This window comes from Haloarchaeobius salinus (genome assembly GCF_024464185.1).
GTDB classification, from domain to species: Archaea; Halobacteriota; Halobacteria; order Halobacteriales; family Natrialbaceae; genus Haloarchaeobius; species Haloarchaeobius salinus.
On record NZ_JANHAU010000001.1, the window covers coordinates 321,886 to 337,514 of the forward strand.

General features: G+C 63.4%; 16 protein-coding genes and 1 pseudogene. 6 read left to right on the top strand and 11 right to left on the bottom strand.

Annotated elements, in window-relative coordinates; translation table 11 throughout:
* Nucleotides 1-15: 15 nt before the first annotated feature.
* The 3 genes from NO345_RS01570 to NO345_RS01580 all read right to left on the bottom strand — a co-directional run bounded on the left by NO345_RS01570 (nt 16) and on the right by NO345_RS01580 (nt 2,393).
* On the bottom strand, nt 16-570 hold the full coding sequence (locus NO345_RS01570; RefSeq protein ID WP_256295970.1) for a homing endonuclease associated repeat-containing protein: 555 nt from the start codon (nt 568-570) through the stop codon (nt 16-18).
* 167 nt (nt 571-737) lie between these two features.
* Entirely contained in the window at nt 738-1,514 is a 777-nt protein-coding gene (locus NO345_RS01575; protein WP_256295971.1) for a formyltransferase family protein, read from the bottom strand.
* 240 nt (nt 1,515-1,754) lie between these two features.
* Nucleotides 1,755-2,393, bottom strand: a complete 639-nt coding sequence (locus NO345_RS01580) for a DUF2306 domain-containing protein (protein ID WP_256295972.1) — start codon at nt 2,391-2,393, stop codon at nt 1,755-1,757.
* Nucleotides 2,394-2,658: 265 nt separating this feature from the next.
* On the opposite strand from NO345_RS01580, the gene NO345_RS01585 reads away from it, so the two are divergent.
* Complete coding sequence (locus NO345_RS01585) at nt 2,659-3,264, top strand: hypothetical protein (RefSeq protein ID WP_256295973.1); 606 nt, start codon at nt 2,659-2,661, stop codon at nt 3,262-3,264.
* 502 nt (nt 3,265-3,766) lie between these two features.
* On the opposite strand, the gene NO345_RS01590 is transcribed toward NO345_RS01585, so the two are convergent.
* Both NO345_RS01590 and NO345_RS01595 read right to left on the bottom strand, forming a co-directional pair.
* Nucleotides 3,767-4,096 (bottom strand): hypothetical protein, encoded by a 330-nt coding sequence (locus tag NO345_RS01590; RefSeq protein ID WP_256295974.1) that lies wholly within the window; start codon nt 4,094-4,096, stop codon nt 3,767-3,769.
* A gap of 132 nt (nt 4,097-4,228) precedes the next feature.
* Nucleotides 4,229-4,387, bottom strand: coding sequence for a hypothetical protein (locus tag NO345_RS01595; protein WP_256295975.1), 159 nt, complete (start codon nt 4,385-4,387; stop codon nt 4,229-4,231).
* A 1,103-nt stretch (nt 4,388-5,490) separates the two neighbouring features.
* On the opposite strand from NO345_RS01595, the gene NO345_RS01600 reads away from it, so the two are divergent.
* Nucleotides 5,491-5,883, top strand: coding sequence for a hypothetical protein (locus NO345_RS01600; protein WP_256295976.1), 393 nt, complete (start codon nt 5,491-5,493; stop codon nt 5,881-5,883).
* A gap of 142 nt (nt 5,884-6,025) precedes the next feature.
* On the opposite strand, the gene NO345_RS01605 is transcribed toward NO345_RS01600, so the two are convergent.
* Together NO345_RS01605 and NO345_RS01610 are read right to left on the bottom strand one after the other, a co-directional pair.
* Entirely contained in the window at nt 6,026-6,439 is a 414-nt protein-coding gene (locus NO345_RS01605; RefSeq protein ID WP_256295977.1) for a hypothetical protein, read from the bottom strand.
* A 329-nt stretch (nt 6,440-6,768) separates the two neighbouring features.
* Nucleotides 6,769-7,209, bottom strand: coding sequence for a hypothetical protein (locus NO345_RS01610; RefSeq protein WP_256295978.1), 441 nt, complete (start codon nt 7,207-7,209; stop codon nt 6,769-6,771).
* Nucleotides 7,210-7,502: 293 nt separating this feature from the next.
* Between NO345_RS01610 and NO345_RS01615 the strand changes: the two genes are divergently transcribed.
* The gene (locus NO345_RS01615) at nt 7,503-7,781 is read left to right on the top strand and encodes a hypothetical protein (RefSeq protein ID WP_256295979.1); all 279 of its coding nucleotides are present in this window, start codon (nt 7,503-7,505) and stop codon (nt 7,779-7,781) included.
* A 320-nt stretch (nt 7,782-8,101) separates the two neighbouring features.
* On the opposite strand, the pseudogene NO345_RS01620 reads toward NO345_RS01615, so the two are convergent.
* Nucleotides 8,102-8,563, bottom strand: a pseudogene (locus tag NO345_RS01620) (zinc ribbon domain-containing protein); the annotation flags it as partial.
* 7 nt (nt 8,564-8,570) lie between these two features.
* A complete protein-coding gene (locus NO345_RS01625) occupies nt 8,571-10,097 on the bottom strand; it encodes a DUF6517 family protein (protein ID WP_256295980.1) in 1,527 nt (508 codons plus the stop codon).
* Nucleotides 10,098-10,248: 151 nt separating this feature from the next.
* Here NO345_RS01625 and NO345_RS01630 point away from each other — a divergent pair, with 151 nt between their 5' ends.
* The gene (locus NO345_RS01630) at nt 10,249-10,446 is read left to right on the top strand and encodes a methyltransferase (RefSeq protein WP_256295981.1); all 198 of its coding nucleotides are present in this window, start codon (nt 10,249-10,251) and stop codon (nt 10,444-10,446) included.
* Between the two features lie 57 nt (nt 10,447-10,503).
* On the opposite strand, the gene NO345_RS01635 is transcribed toward NO345_RS01630, so the two are convergent.
* Nucleotides 10,504-13,545: a PAS domain S-box protein gene (locus tag NO345_RS01635; protein ID WP_256295982.1), complete on the bottom strand. Its 3,042-nt coding sequence runs from the start codon at nt 13,543-13,545 to the stop codon at nt 10,504-10,506.
* A gap of 338 nt (nt 13,546-13,883) precedes the next feature.
* Nucleotides 13,884-14,117 (bottom strand): hypothetical protein, encoded by a 234-nt coding sequence (locus NO345_RS01640; protein WP_256295983.1) that lies wholly within the window; start codon nt 14,115-14,117, stop codon nt 13,884-13,886.
* Between the two features lie 200 nt (nt 14,118-14,317).
* Between NO345_RS01640 and NO345_RS01645 the strand changes: the two genes are divergently transcribed.
* Complete coding sequence (locus NO345_RS01645) at nt 14,318-14,494, top strand: DUF1059 domain-containing protein (RefSeq protein WP_256295984.1); 177 nt, start codon at nt 14,318-14,320, stop codon at nt 14,492-14,494.
* Between the two features lie 5 nt (nt 14,495-14,499).
* Entirely contained in the window at nt 14,500-15,582 is a 1,083-nt protein-coding gene (locus NO345_RS01650) for a class I SAM-dependent methyltransferase (RefSeq protein ID WP_256295985.1), read from the top strand.
* The last annotated feature ends 47 nt before the right edge of the window (nt 15,583-15,629 follow it).

Here is a 15,629-nt window from a genome sequence, read left to right on the forward strand (position 1 = left end):
GAACTGGAAGCGGCGCTAGGGCTCCACGTAGTGCTCTTTGCGATGGCAGTTGGCACAGAGCACTTCACACCGTTCGATCTCCTCCAGAATTGACTCTCGACTGTAGCCGTACACGACCATCTTCGCGATGCCCATCTCTTTCTCGCCGGTGTGGTGGAAGTCGAGGCAGGCCGGGTCGCCTTCGCCACAGCGTAGACACGCACACTCCGTTTGCTTGTACTCGTGGAGCCAGGACCGCAGTTCTGCGCGGCGTCTGTCTTTCTTCTCGATCTCCTGCTGGCGGTTCTTGTGGTACCATCGCTGGTAGCCCGACAGCTCCTCCCACGTCACGTCCTCGGGGAGTTCGACGTCGTCTGGTTTGGGTGCGACGTCGGTGCCGCCGAACTGTCCCGGGTAGTACGTCTCCAGCCCGGCCGCCTCTTTCGCGTCGTTCCACCCGCCCATCGTGCGAATGATGGTGGCCGAGGCGGGACGCAGGCCGAGTTCCTCGTACGCCGCTTTGGTCGGAGATTCACCAAGCTCGACAGCAGCGTCACGCAGTGCGTCGATGCACTCTTTTTCGGTCGTCATCAGTCGGTCGTGCAGACGAATAAACGGGCTGCTGGTGCGCTCGGGAATCGAGCGGGCAGGACGTGTGTGATGCGACCGTACTAGAACTATTGAGATCCTCTCAGACCGAGACGCTCACCGCTGAAACGACGGTTCGGTGTAGATGCGTATCGGTCATAGAGGGCTCATCAGAGAAACGCGTTGCCGCGCTCGTAGAACAGGCGTCGCTCCTCTGGGCCCGGAAGCCCGTGGTAGTCTGCCGGGGTCGTCTCGTTGAGCCGCTCGGCTGGCAATTCTGGATAGGCGGCAAGCAACTCGACAACGAGCGAGGCGCCCACCTTGGCGAGTTTGCGGTATACCGTATCGACGGTGTCGGCGTTGTCGAGGGGGAACGCCCGTTGGGCGAGAATCGGGCCTGCGTCGAAGCGCTCGGTCATCCGATGTGCTGTGACACCCGTTCGGTCGTCGCCGTAGAACAGCGGCCAGAAGGCGGTCGCCCGGCCGCGGTACTTCGGCAGTAGTGACCCGTGAAGGTTCACCGCGTCGTTGGCGCTCTCCAGGACCGGCCCGGGAAGTCGCTGGCCCGCCACGATCGAGAGCAGAAGGTCCGGTGCGAGGTCTTCCATACGCTCGACGAACGTCGGGTCACTCACGTCGGGGATGCGCTCGACGGGGACGCCATGGGCTCTCGCGACCGCCGGAACCGAGTGATACCGGCCGGTGACGCGCCGGGCGACCTGCCCGGGCAACGCGTCAAGCCCTCGACTCCGTCCGTAGCGGAGCGCCATCCGGATACCCGCGCGGGCACCGTACATGCCTGCCTGCGAGCGTAGTTGCTCAGCCGGGGGTGCGTCGAAGGGGACGATGAACACCTGGTTGATAGTGTCTGCGTGACCCTCGAAGATCGGCTGGAGGTATCGGGGGAGATAGAGCGGTTCCGCACTCGTACACAGGACGACGCGCACAACCGAGGGGGAGAACCTGAGGCGCATATATCTTCTGCCGGCTCTGTTGAAATCCTCAGACCTTGATAGGAATGTCGTGCTGAATACAGGGAGCATAGTCAGCACGCACCCCGAGTGATCGGAGAACAGGAGTGATAGCTCAGTGCAGACTATCTACCGAGCAAGTGCCTTGGACTTCTCTGGCGGTCAATTGGGGGGAAAGGACTACGCAATACAGGGGATGACTGTGGTATCGTCGTGTCACTCCTTGCTGTGTTCCTCTGACCAGTAATATATCAGGGGTGTTCCCACGATTGTCGGCCATAACCACGCCAGAATACCCAACACGGGAGTGAGATTGACTGCGGACACAGCACTGATCGTCGCAATAAACGCAGCAATCATCCGTTGAAGATGACTAACTAGCCACTCACCGGACGTCTCTCCCTTGAAGGCTCGAATATCAATCGTTCCGAATGTTACTCCAATTCCGCCGAAGACGAGCATCACGAGCCCGAATGAGTTACCGGTGACGACCCAAACAATCCCCCAGACTCCCAATCCGAGACACGCCAAAACCACGCTCCCGGTTGCGATCCAATCCAGACGCTGAGGGGTGGCAGCCGGTCGCTTCCGGGAAAGCACGCGATATCCGGAGAACGCAAGATACCCACTGAAGACGGCGACCAACGTGAGAATGATCCGAAATGAGGTCGGATTGAGAGCGAGGAGCACGAACACCGTCCCAACGACGACGCCCATTGAGACGAGGAAGAGTTTGCCAGCTTGTCGGTGTCGGTGTCCACCTTTCTTCGTCACGAGCGCACCTGTCCCGGCGAGCACGGCCACCATGCCTGCAGCGATATGCACCCACAGTGACCACGCCTCGATGGTTGGCATATCCCCTCTTGATATGTAGCCATAATAAACATTCCCTGTTCTCGGAAGGTCTTACGTTCCAACTCTCAATTTCCCCGTGCAAAATTCGCACTCCTACGGAACAGGAGTTCCAGCTCGTCGTCTATGAATAGAACCTGTTCATAGTACTGAAGGCAGCCTCTGTATTCAGCACGGCCTCAGCAAACTATCCGCGACTGGGGAATTCAACAGAGCCCTTCTGCCCGGTCGACACAAAGCCTATTCCATCCTCTGTTGATGCGCAACCATGTCCCCACCCTCCAAGGGCAACGCCCTCCGCGCGGTGTTCGGAGACGTCTGTCGGGCTACCGGTGTCCTCCTCGCCGGTGGCCTCGCCATCGCTGTGCTATCGCTATGGCACCGGGCCATCTCGTCGATCCAGGCAGCTAGACAGAGACCCGGAGTTGAAGAGCACGACAACCCCACACTCGTCGAGTACGAATTGGACTGGTACCGATACATCAAGGCCTTCGACGCCCACCATGGCCCCGGCGGGGGACCCGATCGAGCTATCGCTTCAGGGGCGTTCGTCCGCGGGCTACGCGTGTGGCTGGAAACGCGTTGTCTCCGGGGCTACACGCTCGAAAACGAGGTGTACGTGTGCCCGGGGGCGCCGCGGGTGCTGCGCGTCCACCAGGCAGGTCACGCGCCCGCGTTCGGGAAGGAGTGTGAGACGCTGGTCCAGCCACGCCGCGAGAACGGCGGTCTCGACGACGAACCGCTCTCCACTCTCGACGTGATGCTTCCAGGCGACTTCCCACACACATTGCTCCGTCTGCGCGACTCACGCGGACTCACGGACCGATACGAGACGTGGCTACGAGACGGCAAGATCGGGCGAGTTCGAGCCTGAGGGCAATTGCGGTCGTCACCTCTCTACCGAACTGGCTCTCGAAATTTTGCGCGGCGATTCTGATTAGCTGGAGCGCGGACTAATCGGAGAAGTGGGTTCGTCTTTCTGCCCGCCGACTACAATGAGCAGAACCGCGATACCAACGATGAAGTACACTACTAAATCGTTCTGAATGCCCTGTTGAGTGATGGTCTGGATACCAAATACAGTAGCCATCACTCCGAATCCAGTAGCTGTCCAGCGAGCCTTGTATGCAAGTCCGACAACGGTTCCCCACGTAAGGAACGTCGTCGTAGTCGCGCCAACGACTGTTGAACCCGGGACACCAGCTACCGCTGACGGGGAGAAGATTTGAAGAATAGCAAGAACCCCGATAGCAGGGAACCCGACGGCAGCGAGTGGACGATACAGCGCAGATGTCATTAACGAATCATTGAACTCCACCCGATGTTAAGATTGTGTGGCGGTGACTCCATTGTTGAAATCACGCTCAATGAGTCGTCTATGCCGAACGGTTCGGGTAGTCTCGTTCCGGAGTGGTGAAGAAAGCGACAGCTAGGACCACGACAACGGAGAGGATGTATATCCAGAGCACGGCCTGCCAGAAGCCCAGTAGGAGCAACCCACCTGCCCCGACACTTGCGAGGCGCCCTCGCTGGTAGATCACTCCGCCTGCGCCCGTCACAGCCAGCCCACCGAGAACCGCGAACAGCGCCGCCCGCGTCCACGTATATCCCGGCTGAACCAGATAATAGCCCAATACGACGAGGAACGCGACGACAACCACGGCAGTCAGTCCCTGCACGAGAGAACGTCGCGTGGCGGTCATCATACCAGAGATACGATGTCTCGTTCAGTAGGTGTTTCCCCTGTACTCACCGAGCTACCAACCACGACGAAGCGGGTCCTCACCAGCTAATACGGAGTGAAGAGCCCCTCAGAAAGTATGTGGAAAGACAAGCAGCTACTGGGCGATTCTGTCTCGAAGCCAGTACTCGCCACCTGCGAGGAGGGCGTACGCAGCGAGGTAGAACGGTGCGAAGAAGAACACGAAGTTGAACGCGGGTGAATCACCGGTCCCGCTCCCGAATGGCGGGAATGCGACGAGAACGTGCCAGAACACCAGAATGCACCCAAACAGCGAGATCGGTCCACGGAGGCCGTATCGTGCCCAGAGCAGGACGGGGACGCCAATAGTTCCGAGCGCTAGCAGCGAGTACCATCCTACGACCTCCCAAAGTGGGCCGTGAATAGAAATTGAGGTAGACGAGTGAGCGCTGTAGCCGAGTATAACTCCAGTGTAGACGAGGCTGGCTCCGACACTGATGAGGAATCCGTCGGCCCTCTTTCTAGGGGACAGGGACCACCGCTGGCGGGTCAGTATATATGAATCAACATTGGTAGATCTGATAAATTTACTCCTCGAGGTGTCGGTTGCTGGCCTGCACGCGTGTCCATCAGCGGGTGTTTGTACTCCGCTTGAATCTCCAGAATCGGTTTTAGTCGCGTGGTTTCGGTGGTTCAGACAGTCCTGTTCTATTCCATCTCGACCCGATTTCGACGACGACGAAACACGCCGGAGAGTCGGTATTCGCCACGAATACAGATACCACCCCCGACGACCACCCGCTGTGCGGGCTGCCACACCGCGTTGAATTCATACTCGGCCCGACCACCTCTCACTGATCGAGACATACCGAGAGACGCGCTCGAGGAACCTCTACCGATACAGGATCGGGGAGAGCATCCGGTAGTCGCTGTACGTGGCCCGGGTGGACACCGATTAGGACTGGTTTCGGGGGGAGTCGGCCATGCAGAGCGACACACCAGATCGACTCGACTCGGACCGCCCGAATTCGCGCACTTCGACGCTGAAAAGTCTCGAACGCTATCTCCGCCCTTCGATGGCGTACAATCCGATTATGGATCCACTGCCCGCGGCCGAACCCAGTACCAGCCCCGCTGGACGTCGGGGTCTCGACCAGTCCGCGCGAGTATTGGCCGGGTTTCGTGATGGATCTGCAACTGGGTTTCCACACTCGGTGAGACCCAATCTGACCGTACGAGCGCGCTCCTCGACATCGCTAGCGCGCGCTGTGCCGTTTCACTGGGAGTGGTGATCTACTTGGATTTCTTCGAGGGTGTCGAGTCCATGTGATTCCGAGTGCCGGTGGCACCGGGAACGTGGTTGAACGCTTATCACTGCGGGGCGTGTTGTCTCGGTAGATGTCGGTGATTCCAACGGAGTGGGGTGAGCCGGATTCTCGGCTAGGCCTCTACTACGAACTCCTCTGGATAGGGCTGGCGGTTGTCGTATTCGGCGCGCTCGCGTACTGGGAGCCGTTCTCGATCACCGTCTCGATCACGCCACAACGACTTGCCGGCGCGACAATCCTCGGTGTGGTCCTCGGCATTGCTGTTACGTACGGCACGTTCGTGAGTGACCGGTTCCAAGGACTCTGGGCAGATTTCCGCATCCGGTTCGCCGGCCTCTTCGTACTCATCATGGGCGTCCAACTCGGACTTGCTGTCGCGCCCACGTGGACGGTGCTCACGATGCTAGCGACATTTCTCACACTCGTTCCACTTCGCATCGCCATCTACCTTCGGACACGGTAAGTACTACAGCACACCGACCGCTGCTCGTACTATCGACTATCGATACTGTTGATATAGCCCGAGGAATCGAAGACGCGTATCTCGACCGAGACTAGATTCGGAGCAGAATCCTCTGATCGGTCAGTACGAGACTCGGAATGGGTCACTCCTGGGTAAAGGAACACCTTCTGACGTACCCGTCGTTGTCACAGGCTTCTCGAAGCAAGATGGAAAGGCGCTTCCCGTCGAGGAAACCCGAGGTGGCATTGTAGTTTTCGTATTCGGCGTCCGCAACCACGCACTTAGCTCCTCTTTCTGCCGCGAACGCACCGACTGATTCCTCGATCTCTTCCTCTCCGTCCCTACGGACACGAACAGAGTAATCACCGGCAGTTTCCCCCCACGTGCACTCAGCGACGGCACCATTCAATGCCACGCCGGGGTCAAAGTATTCTGCTGCATCGACTTCGTGCGATGATTCGTGAACGACTTTTCCATCTCTCTCAACAATAAGCGTGAAGGTATGGCCGGATTCTGGATCGGCATTGTGGACGCCGAACCAGCCGAGCTGGACCATCTGGCGGTTGGAACCGCGTATCGATGCGAGACAACCCGCGCTACCTACGGTCACTCCAACAGCGGCCGAGAGGAGGGCACGACGGCGCATGACGACCACTGTTCATCGAGCGACCAAAGTCATTTTGTTCAAGTACCGTCTCTGAACGGCTCGTTCTGCGGCTAAGCAACCCGTCCGGCGCAGTTGGGCATACCGGTCGGCGAATACTCCTTCTGGATCGGGAACACTGTTTGTGTGACCGTTGCCAGTAATACCGAGTATCATTGTGCTGACTACACGGCCTACATCTCTCGTCGCAGTTTCCAGGTTCGGTACCCTGATCTGCAAGCTCAACAGGGGGCTATCTCGTCCCCGGAGAGACGTGTGGTCCCGTTCTCGGTCACTCGGTAGCGAGCTGTCGAGGACGAGTCCGCCTCTGAGGTATCCGTGGAGTACGAATACGGGTGCTGGACGGTCACGATGATCCGCTCGGCGCTTCGGTTCACCACGGTCGCGACTGTTGATGACGTGGTCGGATAGGTCCCCCAGGTTTCGAGGCAACTCGCGTTCCGGAGGTGCATGGAGAGGTAGGTCTCCTCGGCCTGAAGCGCGATTTCTCCGGCTTCGCTCTCGGATAGCTCCGACAGATCGGACACCGGTTGCGGTGTGGGCGGGAGTGGAGCTGTTGTCGTTGGTTCGGCAGTCGTCGCCTGTCCAGGGAGGTTCAGACACCCTGTGAGGAGCAGGGCACTCACCACGACCGCGAGGACCGGGGGCGTTCCAGGGCGCATGGTAATATGTCTCTGACAGGTGAAGAAGTGCTTTTCTTCGTTTCAGGGTGCTCGTCGACGCAGGCTCGTAGCGAACTCGTCGAGGAAGTCTGAAGGGGGTGGAACGGTGGCTACGTGGCATGGTGGATCGGCACCCTTCTCGTTGGTGCCCATCTCGGTAGGCGAGCCGGGTCGGATAGCAGCGGGTGAAGGCACCCACTTTTCGACGCTGCCGGCGGGAAGGAATCGTCGAAGCCGTTCACTCTATGACGCGGAACCAGAATCTACACGGCGCTCTCGCTCCACGCGTCGGTATGGCAAAGACCGTCGACGACCTCAGGAACGAGATCAGGGTATCCACGGGGCGATTCGAGCGGGAGCTCTCGGCGACGTTCACGAAAGAGGACCTCGCCGCCATCTGTGAAGCCGTCGACTACGAGATCGATACCGGTTCGCTGCCCCCGAAACACCAGATGCGAGCCGGCATCCTCGAGGTGATCGGTGACGGTGGCAACGATGAGACGGACGGCATCGACCGACCGTTCCGGAAGGGCGAACTCGAAGCAATCTCCACCGCCCTCGAGTTTTCATAATCGGGTTCAGTCGGGGGGTTTCGGTGGTCCAGACAGTCCCACTCCGGCTCACCACAGAACCGCCTCGAACACGTGAGAAACACACCGAAGGGCACGCCGCCGCCACGAAGACGGACACCACCCCCTGGTGAACACCCGCTGTGCGGGCTGTCACGCCCCGTCGAGTTCATGACCGTCACGGCCGCCACTCACTGGTCGAAGCACGTCGAGAGGCGCGCTCGATGGATCTCCTCCGGTTCAGAACCGGGCAAACCGTCCGGTGTTGACATCCTCCCTGCCCTGAAGTCGAGGACCCCCGACCGCCGTTGGGATATCGTGGTTTACGACGTGGCCTGTTCTCGAGGTGCGAATGCACCGGTTTCCTTCTCAAACAAGAACGTCGATGGCTGTGCCAACCAGCCGTTCTCCTGTCTCCCCATCAGAGGCGAGACTCGGAGGTACTCCCTGTCGGATATTCTCAGCACCGTTCACGTCTGCAGTCGCTACCCTCCCGCAGTCATCGCAGACGTACAGTCCACGTTCGACACGGTTCGAGTCGCGCTCTCTTCCACAACACGAACACGACTTCGACGTATCCCGTTCGGACACCTGCGCGACCGTGATACCGTCCATTTCGGCCGTGTCGGTGAGCAGGTCGGTGAAGCGGTCGAACACCCACGAGGCAGATCACGGTTCCCGTGCGTTCCCCGGTTCTTCGACTCGCCGTTCTCCTCGCCCTCGCGGATACCGGAGAGGTCGCCCACCACAATCGTTCCAGCTCCCTCTTCTACACACCGCTGAACCCGCTCGTCAGCTCGAAGCGCTGAAGTCATGGACCAACCGTTCGCCGGTGGCCGCGGTGAGGGTCCGGGCCTCGACGAAGATCGACCCGAGGATGCCCGTGAACCGGTCGTCGTCCGGGTCGCGCAGCCTGTCCATCGCGTCCGCCGAGGCGACCGGCCAGCGGTGGGTGCCGGCGGCGACGACCACGTCGGTCCCGTCGTCGTGCTCGCGCTCGACGCGGGCCACGTGGACGCCCACGCCCCACGGGCCGTCCTCGCCGCTGACCACCCCCAGGAAACTCCTCAGGTCGGCCTCCCGGTCGAGGACGGTCGTGCCGTCGGGCGAGTCTGCGTCGAACGCTGTCCCGTCCGGGACGTCCGAGACCGGGATCGGGCCAGCGAGCCACTCGATCTCCGAAGCGGTGGGTGCGTCGGACCACATGGTGGGTGCGTCGGACCACATCACGCTCCCGTGTTCGCCGGTGAGCAGTTCCGCGACGCCCATGGTGGCCACCGGGTTGGCGGACTGGCCCCCCACCTCGGCCACCGGCGTCGACAACACCCCGACCCCGTACGTCGCACCGTTCGAGGGAGCCGGATTGCTCACCTCGAGGAGCTCCTCTGGAGTGAACGGGTTGTTCCCGGTCGCCCTGAACACGCTACCGGGGCCCGCCACCAGGAATGGGTTGTTGCCCGTGAACGAGTCCCCCTCCTCGATCCGCTCCCCCGGCAGCTCCTCGGCGGGGATGCCGAAGACCTCCTCCGGCGTGTTGTCGCCCAGCGCGAGCACCACCGGGCTGTCCGGGGAGAGTTCCTCCGCGATACGGTCCTCGGTGGGGGGAAGCCACCGCCCCGCGTTCCCGGTAGCCCAGTCACCGTCCATGCTCCACGTGCCCCCCGGGAAGAAGTCACCTGCGTCGACGACGAACCCGCTGGGAAGGACCATCTCCTGCGTCAACTCCGGAGCGGATTCGGGAGGATACATCAGGAGCAGGATATCGTCGAACGGTGTCGCCAGTTCGCCCTCGTCGTCCCCGCGCACCCCTGCTGGGACGACCATGCTGACCCCGTCGCTGCTGACCGTCGGCTCGCCCTCGACGAACGTGAGCGTCAGCTCGTCGATACCGAGGCGACTGGCGGTGGTGACGCCGGCGCTGTCGCTGATTCGACCGCCGTTCACGTGCTCGATGAACCGACCTAGCGGTGTCCCCAGCGGACCGGTCCCGTCGAGAACCCCGTCCTCCCAGGCGGCGGCCCGACCGTACGCCGCCGTGTGGCTGGTGATGGTGGCTTCGACCGTATCAGCGGTCCCCTCGATATCGACCTCCTCGAGTTCGCGGGTCGTGGTCTCGGAGTCGCGGGCAGTCTCCGCCAGCACCAACTCCTCGCGGGCCTCCTCCGTCAGCCCGACTGTCCCGGCCTCGAACTCGCGGGACACCACCTCCGTGCAGCCGGCTGCGGCGCCGGCGGTCACCCCGGCCAGCGCCGCGAGCAGCTGCCGTCTGTTGATCGTTCCCCAGTGACCTTCCGAAGGGCGTCCTCTGTCGTACGACATGACCTCTTGGAGGGATGTTCCCCGTAAAAACCGGAGCGCTAGATACTGAGCGTCGACCCGCCGGCGGTCCGTTCGGGATCGGGGGACCGTCGTGGGGACCATCGACTCCCCTGACGGCCCATCGAGGCAGCGAGGTCGATGCCTCCCCCTGGTGGCCACCCTTCCGGTCCACTCCTGGTCGAAGAGCCGGTTCGACGAACGGACCTCCCTCCATGTTGCTGATTCCTTCGCCGACGACGAACTGCCGGCTGCGGATGTCTACGTCCTCGTCCACATCCTCAACGATCGGGGACTCGACGACAAGCGGGCGGTTCTCGCGAAGGTGTCGGAGGCCGTCGATCCCGGCTGAGCCGTCGTCGTCTTCGGGACCATGATCGACGAGGACCGACGGTATCGCCGACAGGGGCTACTCGTCGGTGACGTCTCGCATGGCCCCGACCAGTTTCTCGACGGTCCCATCGTCGACGACGGGAGTGAGCTTCGTCTCCCACTGTCTGGACTCGCCATCGACGGGGATGTCTTCGAGGTACTGGATCGTCTCCCGGCGCCGGACGCACTCACGGTACCGTTCCTCGATGGCCGCGCCGGTCTCGTCGCCGACGATCTCTCTGGGACGTTTACCGACGATCTCCTCGTTCGAGAGGCCGGTCACCGTCTCGTAGACCTGGTTGACGCGCTCGACGACGAAGTCATCGCCAGCGCGTACGTCGATGAGGAACAGCGCGTCCTGGGTGTTCTCGAAGACGGTCTCGGCGAGTTCCAGCCGTTGCGCACGGTCGGAGAGGACTTTGGCGACGGCCATCACGCCGGTGACCGTGCCGTCGGCGTCCAGCAGCGGGGCCGTCGAGAGCCGGAGGCGAACCCGGTCGCCGTCGCTGGTCGTCCGTTCGACGTCGAACGCGTCGAGTTGCTCGCCCGCCAGCACCCGCTGGAGCCGAGCGACGACCTCAGATTGTCGGGAGCCGCGGTGGAGTCCGACCTCCACGAGTGACTCGCCGACCACGTCCTCGGCGGGGTAGCCGAACACCGCCTCCGCCGCCTCGTTCCACAACTGGACGACCCCCGCTGCATCCACGGTGAGGATCGGCTCGGGGGAGGCCTCGACGACTGCCTCCAGACGGCTGGTCGTCTCCTGTAGCTCCCGTTCACGCTCGATGCGGTCGGTGACGTCCTGCTGGAAGCCGACCCAGTTGACGATCTCGCCGTGCTCGTCCTCGACGGGGGCGACCGTCACCTGGTTCCAGAACATCGTGCCGTCGGCCCGGTAGTTCCGCAGCACCTCCGAGACCGGCTCGCCACCGTCGATCGCCGACCGTATCCGCTCGACCGCGTCGGGGTTGGTCTCCTCGCCCTGCATGAACCGGCAGTTCCGGCCCAGGATCGCCGACTCGTCGTAGCCGGTGAGCTCACAGAACTGCTCGTTGACGTACACCATCGGGTTGTCCTCCTGTCCCGGGTCCGAGATGGCGACCCCGATCGGGGCGTCGTCGATCGCCCGCGTTCGAGTCCGGAGGGAACGCTCGCGCTCCTTGCGCTCGGTGATGTCGGTGACGATGCCGAGGAACCGCCGGTGGCCGGCGTCGTCGCCCTCGAACAGTTCGCCGCGGGCGTCCACCCAGAGCTGCTCGCCGTCGTCGCGCAGGACCCGGTACTCCGTCTGGAACTGCTCGCCGGTCTCGATCGCCCGTTCGATGGCCGCCTCCACCGCCGGGAGGTCCTCGGGGTGGACCCGGTCGGCGAACGCCTCGAACGTCCCCTCGAACGTGCCGGGGGTGACCCCGAACAGGCGCTCCATCGATTCGGTCCAGGTCACCTCGTCGGTCTCCAGGTCCCACTCCCAGATGCCCGTGTCAGTCCCTTCGAGCGCGAGGGTGAGTCGCTGGTTCATCCGTTCACGCTCGCGTTCGCGCTCGATGCGGTCGGTGACGTCCCGGCCGACGATCAGATGCTGGCCGGGCAGGACGTCCGCCGTCGCGGAGTACTCGGCGACGAGTTCGGGCCCGTCCGGGCGGTGGACCGGGAGCCGACCTTCCTGCTGACCCTCGGCCTGCAGGGCCGTCCAGAGGGCGTCGACGTCGGATGTCTGGGCCACGAACTCGTCGATGGACCGACCGAGGAGCGCCGATTTCGAGAGGTCGAGCAGGTCGGCGGCGTGGTCGTTGGCGTCGATCACCCGGCGGTCGTCGTCGAGGATGAGCATCGCGTCGAACGACTCCTCGAAGACGGCCTCGAAGCGGTCGAGGCCCCGCTGGAGGGCGGCGACCTCGCCGGTGGCCCGGCTCGTCTCGCTCGTGACGCGGGGGACCGAGATGGTGACGGTGGTACCCTCGTCGGTGACGGTGGCGCTGATGGTGCCGTCGTGGGTGGTGACGACCCAGTACGCCATCCACAGGCCCAGACCGCTGCCGTGGACAAGCGGCGTCTCGACGCCCTCCGAGAGGACGGCCTGCTCCTGTTCGGGGAGGCCGGGGCCGTCGTCGCTCACCTGCAGGGTCACGCCGCCGTCGGTTGCCTCGGCGTGGATGGCGACGCGGGCGTCGGGACCGCTGTGGTCGGCGGCGTTCTCGACGAGTTCGGTGACGGCGAGTTCGAAACTCGGTTTCAGGTCCGCCGAGAGCCCCTCGGGGACGTCCGTGGTGATGGTGGCGTCGGGGTAATCGAGGCCGACCGCGGTCCGGATGCGGTCGAGGATCGGTTCGAGGGCGACGAGTTCGCGGTCGTAGTCGGTGAAGACGACGGTCTCGAGCTTGCGGGCCTTGTCGCTGAGGTCGATGATGCGGTCGATGCTGTCGAACAGGTCGGTCGAGGGGTAGCTATCGTCGTCGAGCTGGTCGGCGAGCTCGCCGATGCGGCCACGGACGACGGTCATCTCGTTGCGGAGGTTGTGTCGCAGCACCCGGCTGAGGATGGTGATGGAGTTCGAGCGCCGGGTGGTCTCGACCTCGTGGCGCTGGCGTTGGAGCTCGTGTTCCAGCAGCCGGGCGACCAGCTCGGCGAACAGGGTCTCCTCGTCGGTGAAGGGAGCGTCGCGCGGTGACTCGGAGACGAAACAGACCGTACCGTACGGCTCGCCATCGACCTGGATGGGGGTGCCGTGATAGCAGTGCAGACCGTGCTCCTCGAAAGCGGGGCCGGCGGTCCACCCCTGGGAGGGCACGTCGTGCAGGGCGACGGAGTCCCCACCGTCGAGGACGTGCCGGCAGTAGGTGGTGTTGTAGTCCAGCACCAGCCCGGTCGGGAACTCGCCGTCGGACGGGTCGGTGCTGGCGATGGCCTCCCAGTACTCCGCCTCGGGATGGATGCGCGTGAGGTGGGCGTTGTCCACCCGGAGATAGCGCTTCCCGAGGTCGAGTGCCCCCCGAGCTTTGGCTTCGAAGTCGGCCTCGGTCTGCATGATCTCGTAGAGGTCCCGGCGGGCCTGGTCGGCCGTGAGCCCCGGTCCAGTCATCGAACGATTCCCCCCACGAGCAAGAGACATGTGAGTCCCAACCACATGGTTACCAGTTGAGACACTGGCCAATTATCCGTTGTGGCTACCGCAATCGAATCGCCGTTCCGATGGTGGTTCGACGGGCTTCTCTCGGGAGGATTCGGGCGGGGCATTCGCCGAGTCCGAGGCTGAGAAAGCTCGTCCACGGGGCTCTCTCGGGCAGTTCGCCGGGAGGACGGGGCGATTGTAGTCCCCACGATCCCGACGCTCGGGAACCCCGTCCCTCGAGGGGTGGAGGATGGCAACGAGAACGCGGCGGCAGAAGCGGGCCGTACCGGACTCGGATAGCGACGCCCCTACGTCTGTTCTTCGGGCCGTGCGAAGCCCATACCGCCGGCGATGATGGCAGTCCCAGCGAGTATCGTCGCTCCGAGGACGACGAAGCCGTCGGCTGGGTCCAACCTGGCGATCGACGCGGCGATGTCCACGACGAACACCGTGACGAACAGACTCAGGATAGCGAACGCGAGCATGACGATCCCGGCGAGTAGCGCACTGGCCAGGGAGCCGAACGCATCGAGGATTCTCATACGAACCGAACTGGTTTGCTGGTCATGAGTATGTGGCCATCGCGTGCTAGCTGTGGGGTGGTCGTGCAGTCCCAGCGCGCGGGTCAGTCGCTGGCGCGTCGTCACGACCTGGGCACCCTGTCACCGACCGCCGGTGTGTCACCAGTTAGCTACCTACCGTTCGAACTCGTATCGACCGGACTGGAGGTACCCGAACCACCATGACACAAGCACACAGGCTGGACTGTGAGGCGGCGGCGGCCGACTGCCGGTTCATCGTCCAGTCGGAGGACGAATCCGAGGCGGTCGAACTGGCGAAGAACCACATGCACGACGTCCACGGGAAGGACTACACGGAGGACGAACTCCGGAGCGAGCACCTGCAGACCGTCTCGTGACAGCCATGGCAACAGAGCCCCAGGCGGAGGCGGACTCGATCGACGAACGGAAACTGAACGAACTCGTGGAGACGTCGCTCATCGACCTCGGTGCGACGGTCCACGCCGCCCTGGCCATCATCGGCGACGAGCTCGGGCTCTACGCGGCGATGGACGAGGCCGGGCCACTCACCGCCGCCGAGTTGGCCGCGGAGACGGACACCGCGGAACGCTACGTCCTCGAGTGGCTCCGCGCGCAGGCCGCCGGCGGGTACGTGACCTACGACCCCGGGACGGAGCGCTACGGGCTCTCGCCCGAGCAGGCGTACGTCCTGGCCGACGAGGAGAGCCCGGTGTTCATGCCGGGCGCGTTCCAGCTGGTCGCGTCGGTGGCGAAGATCGAGCCCGACCTCCGCGAGGCGTTCCGCACGGGGGAGGGCATCGGCTGGCACGAGCACGACGAGGACGTGTTCCACGGCACCGAGCGCTTCTTCGGCCCGTCCTACGGGGCGAACCTGCTCGACTGGATCGAGGCGCTCGACGGGGTGGACGAGGCGCTGACTGCGGGCGGACGCATCGTCGACGTGGGATGTGGCCACGGCGCACCGACGATCCGCATGGCCGAGGCGTACCCCGACTCGACGGTCGTCGGCATCGACTACCACGCATCGTCAGTCGCCGTGGCCCGCGAACGGGCGGAGACTGCGGGCGTCGCCGACCGGGTCGACTTCGAGGTCGCGACGGCCAGGGAGTACGGCGGCACCGACTACGACCTCGTGACGATGTTCAACTGCTTCCACGACATGGGCGACCCCGTCGGTGTGGCGGCGCACGTCCGGGAGACCCTCGCCGACGACGGCTCGTGGATGATCGTCGAACCCTACGCGGAGGACCGCGTCGCGGACAACCTCACTCCGTTCGGCCGCCTCGCGTACTCGATCTCGACGGTGGCCTGCACGCCGAACTCGCTCAGCCAGGAGGTCGGCTACGGGCTCGGTGCCCAGGCGGGCGAGGAACGGACCCGCGAGGTCGTCACCGAGGGCGGGTTCGACGAGTTCCGGCGGGTGGCCGAGACCCCGACGACGCTGGTCTTCGAGGCGACGCCCTGAGAAGCGTCCGGCGGAGAACAGTGCTGTTCGCGGGGGTCGAGAACCGG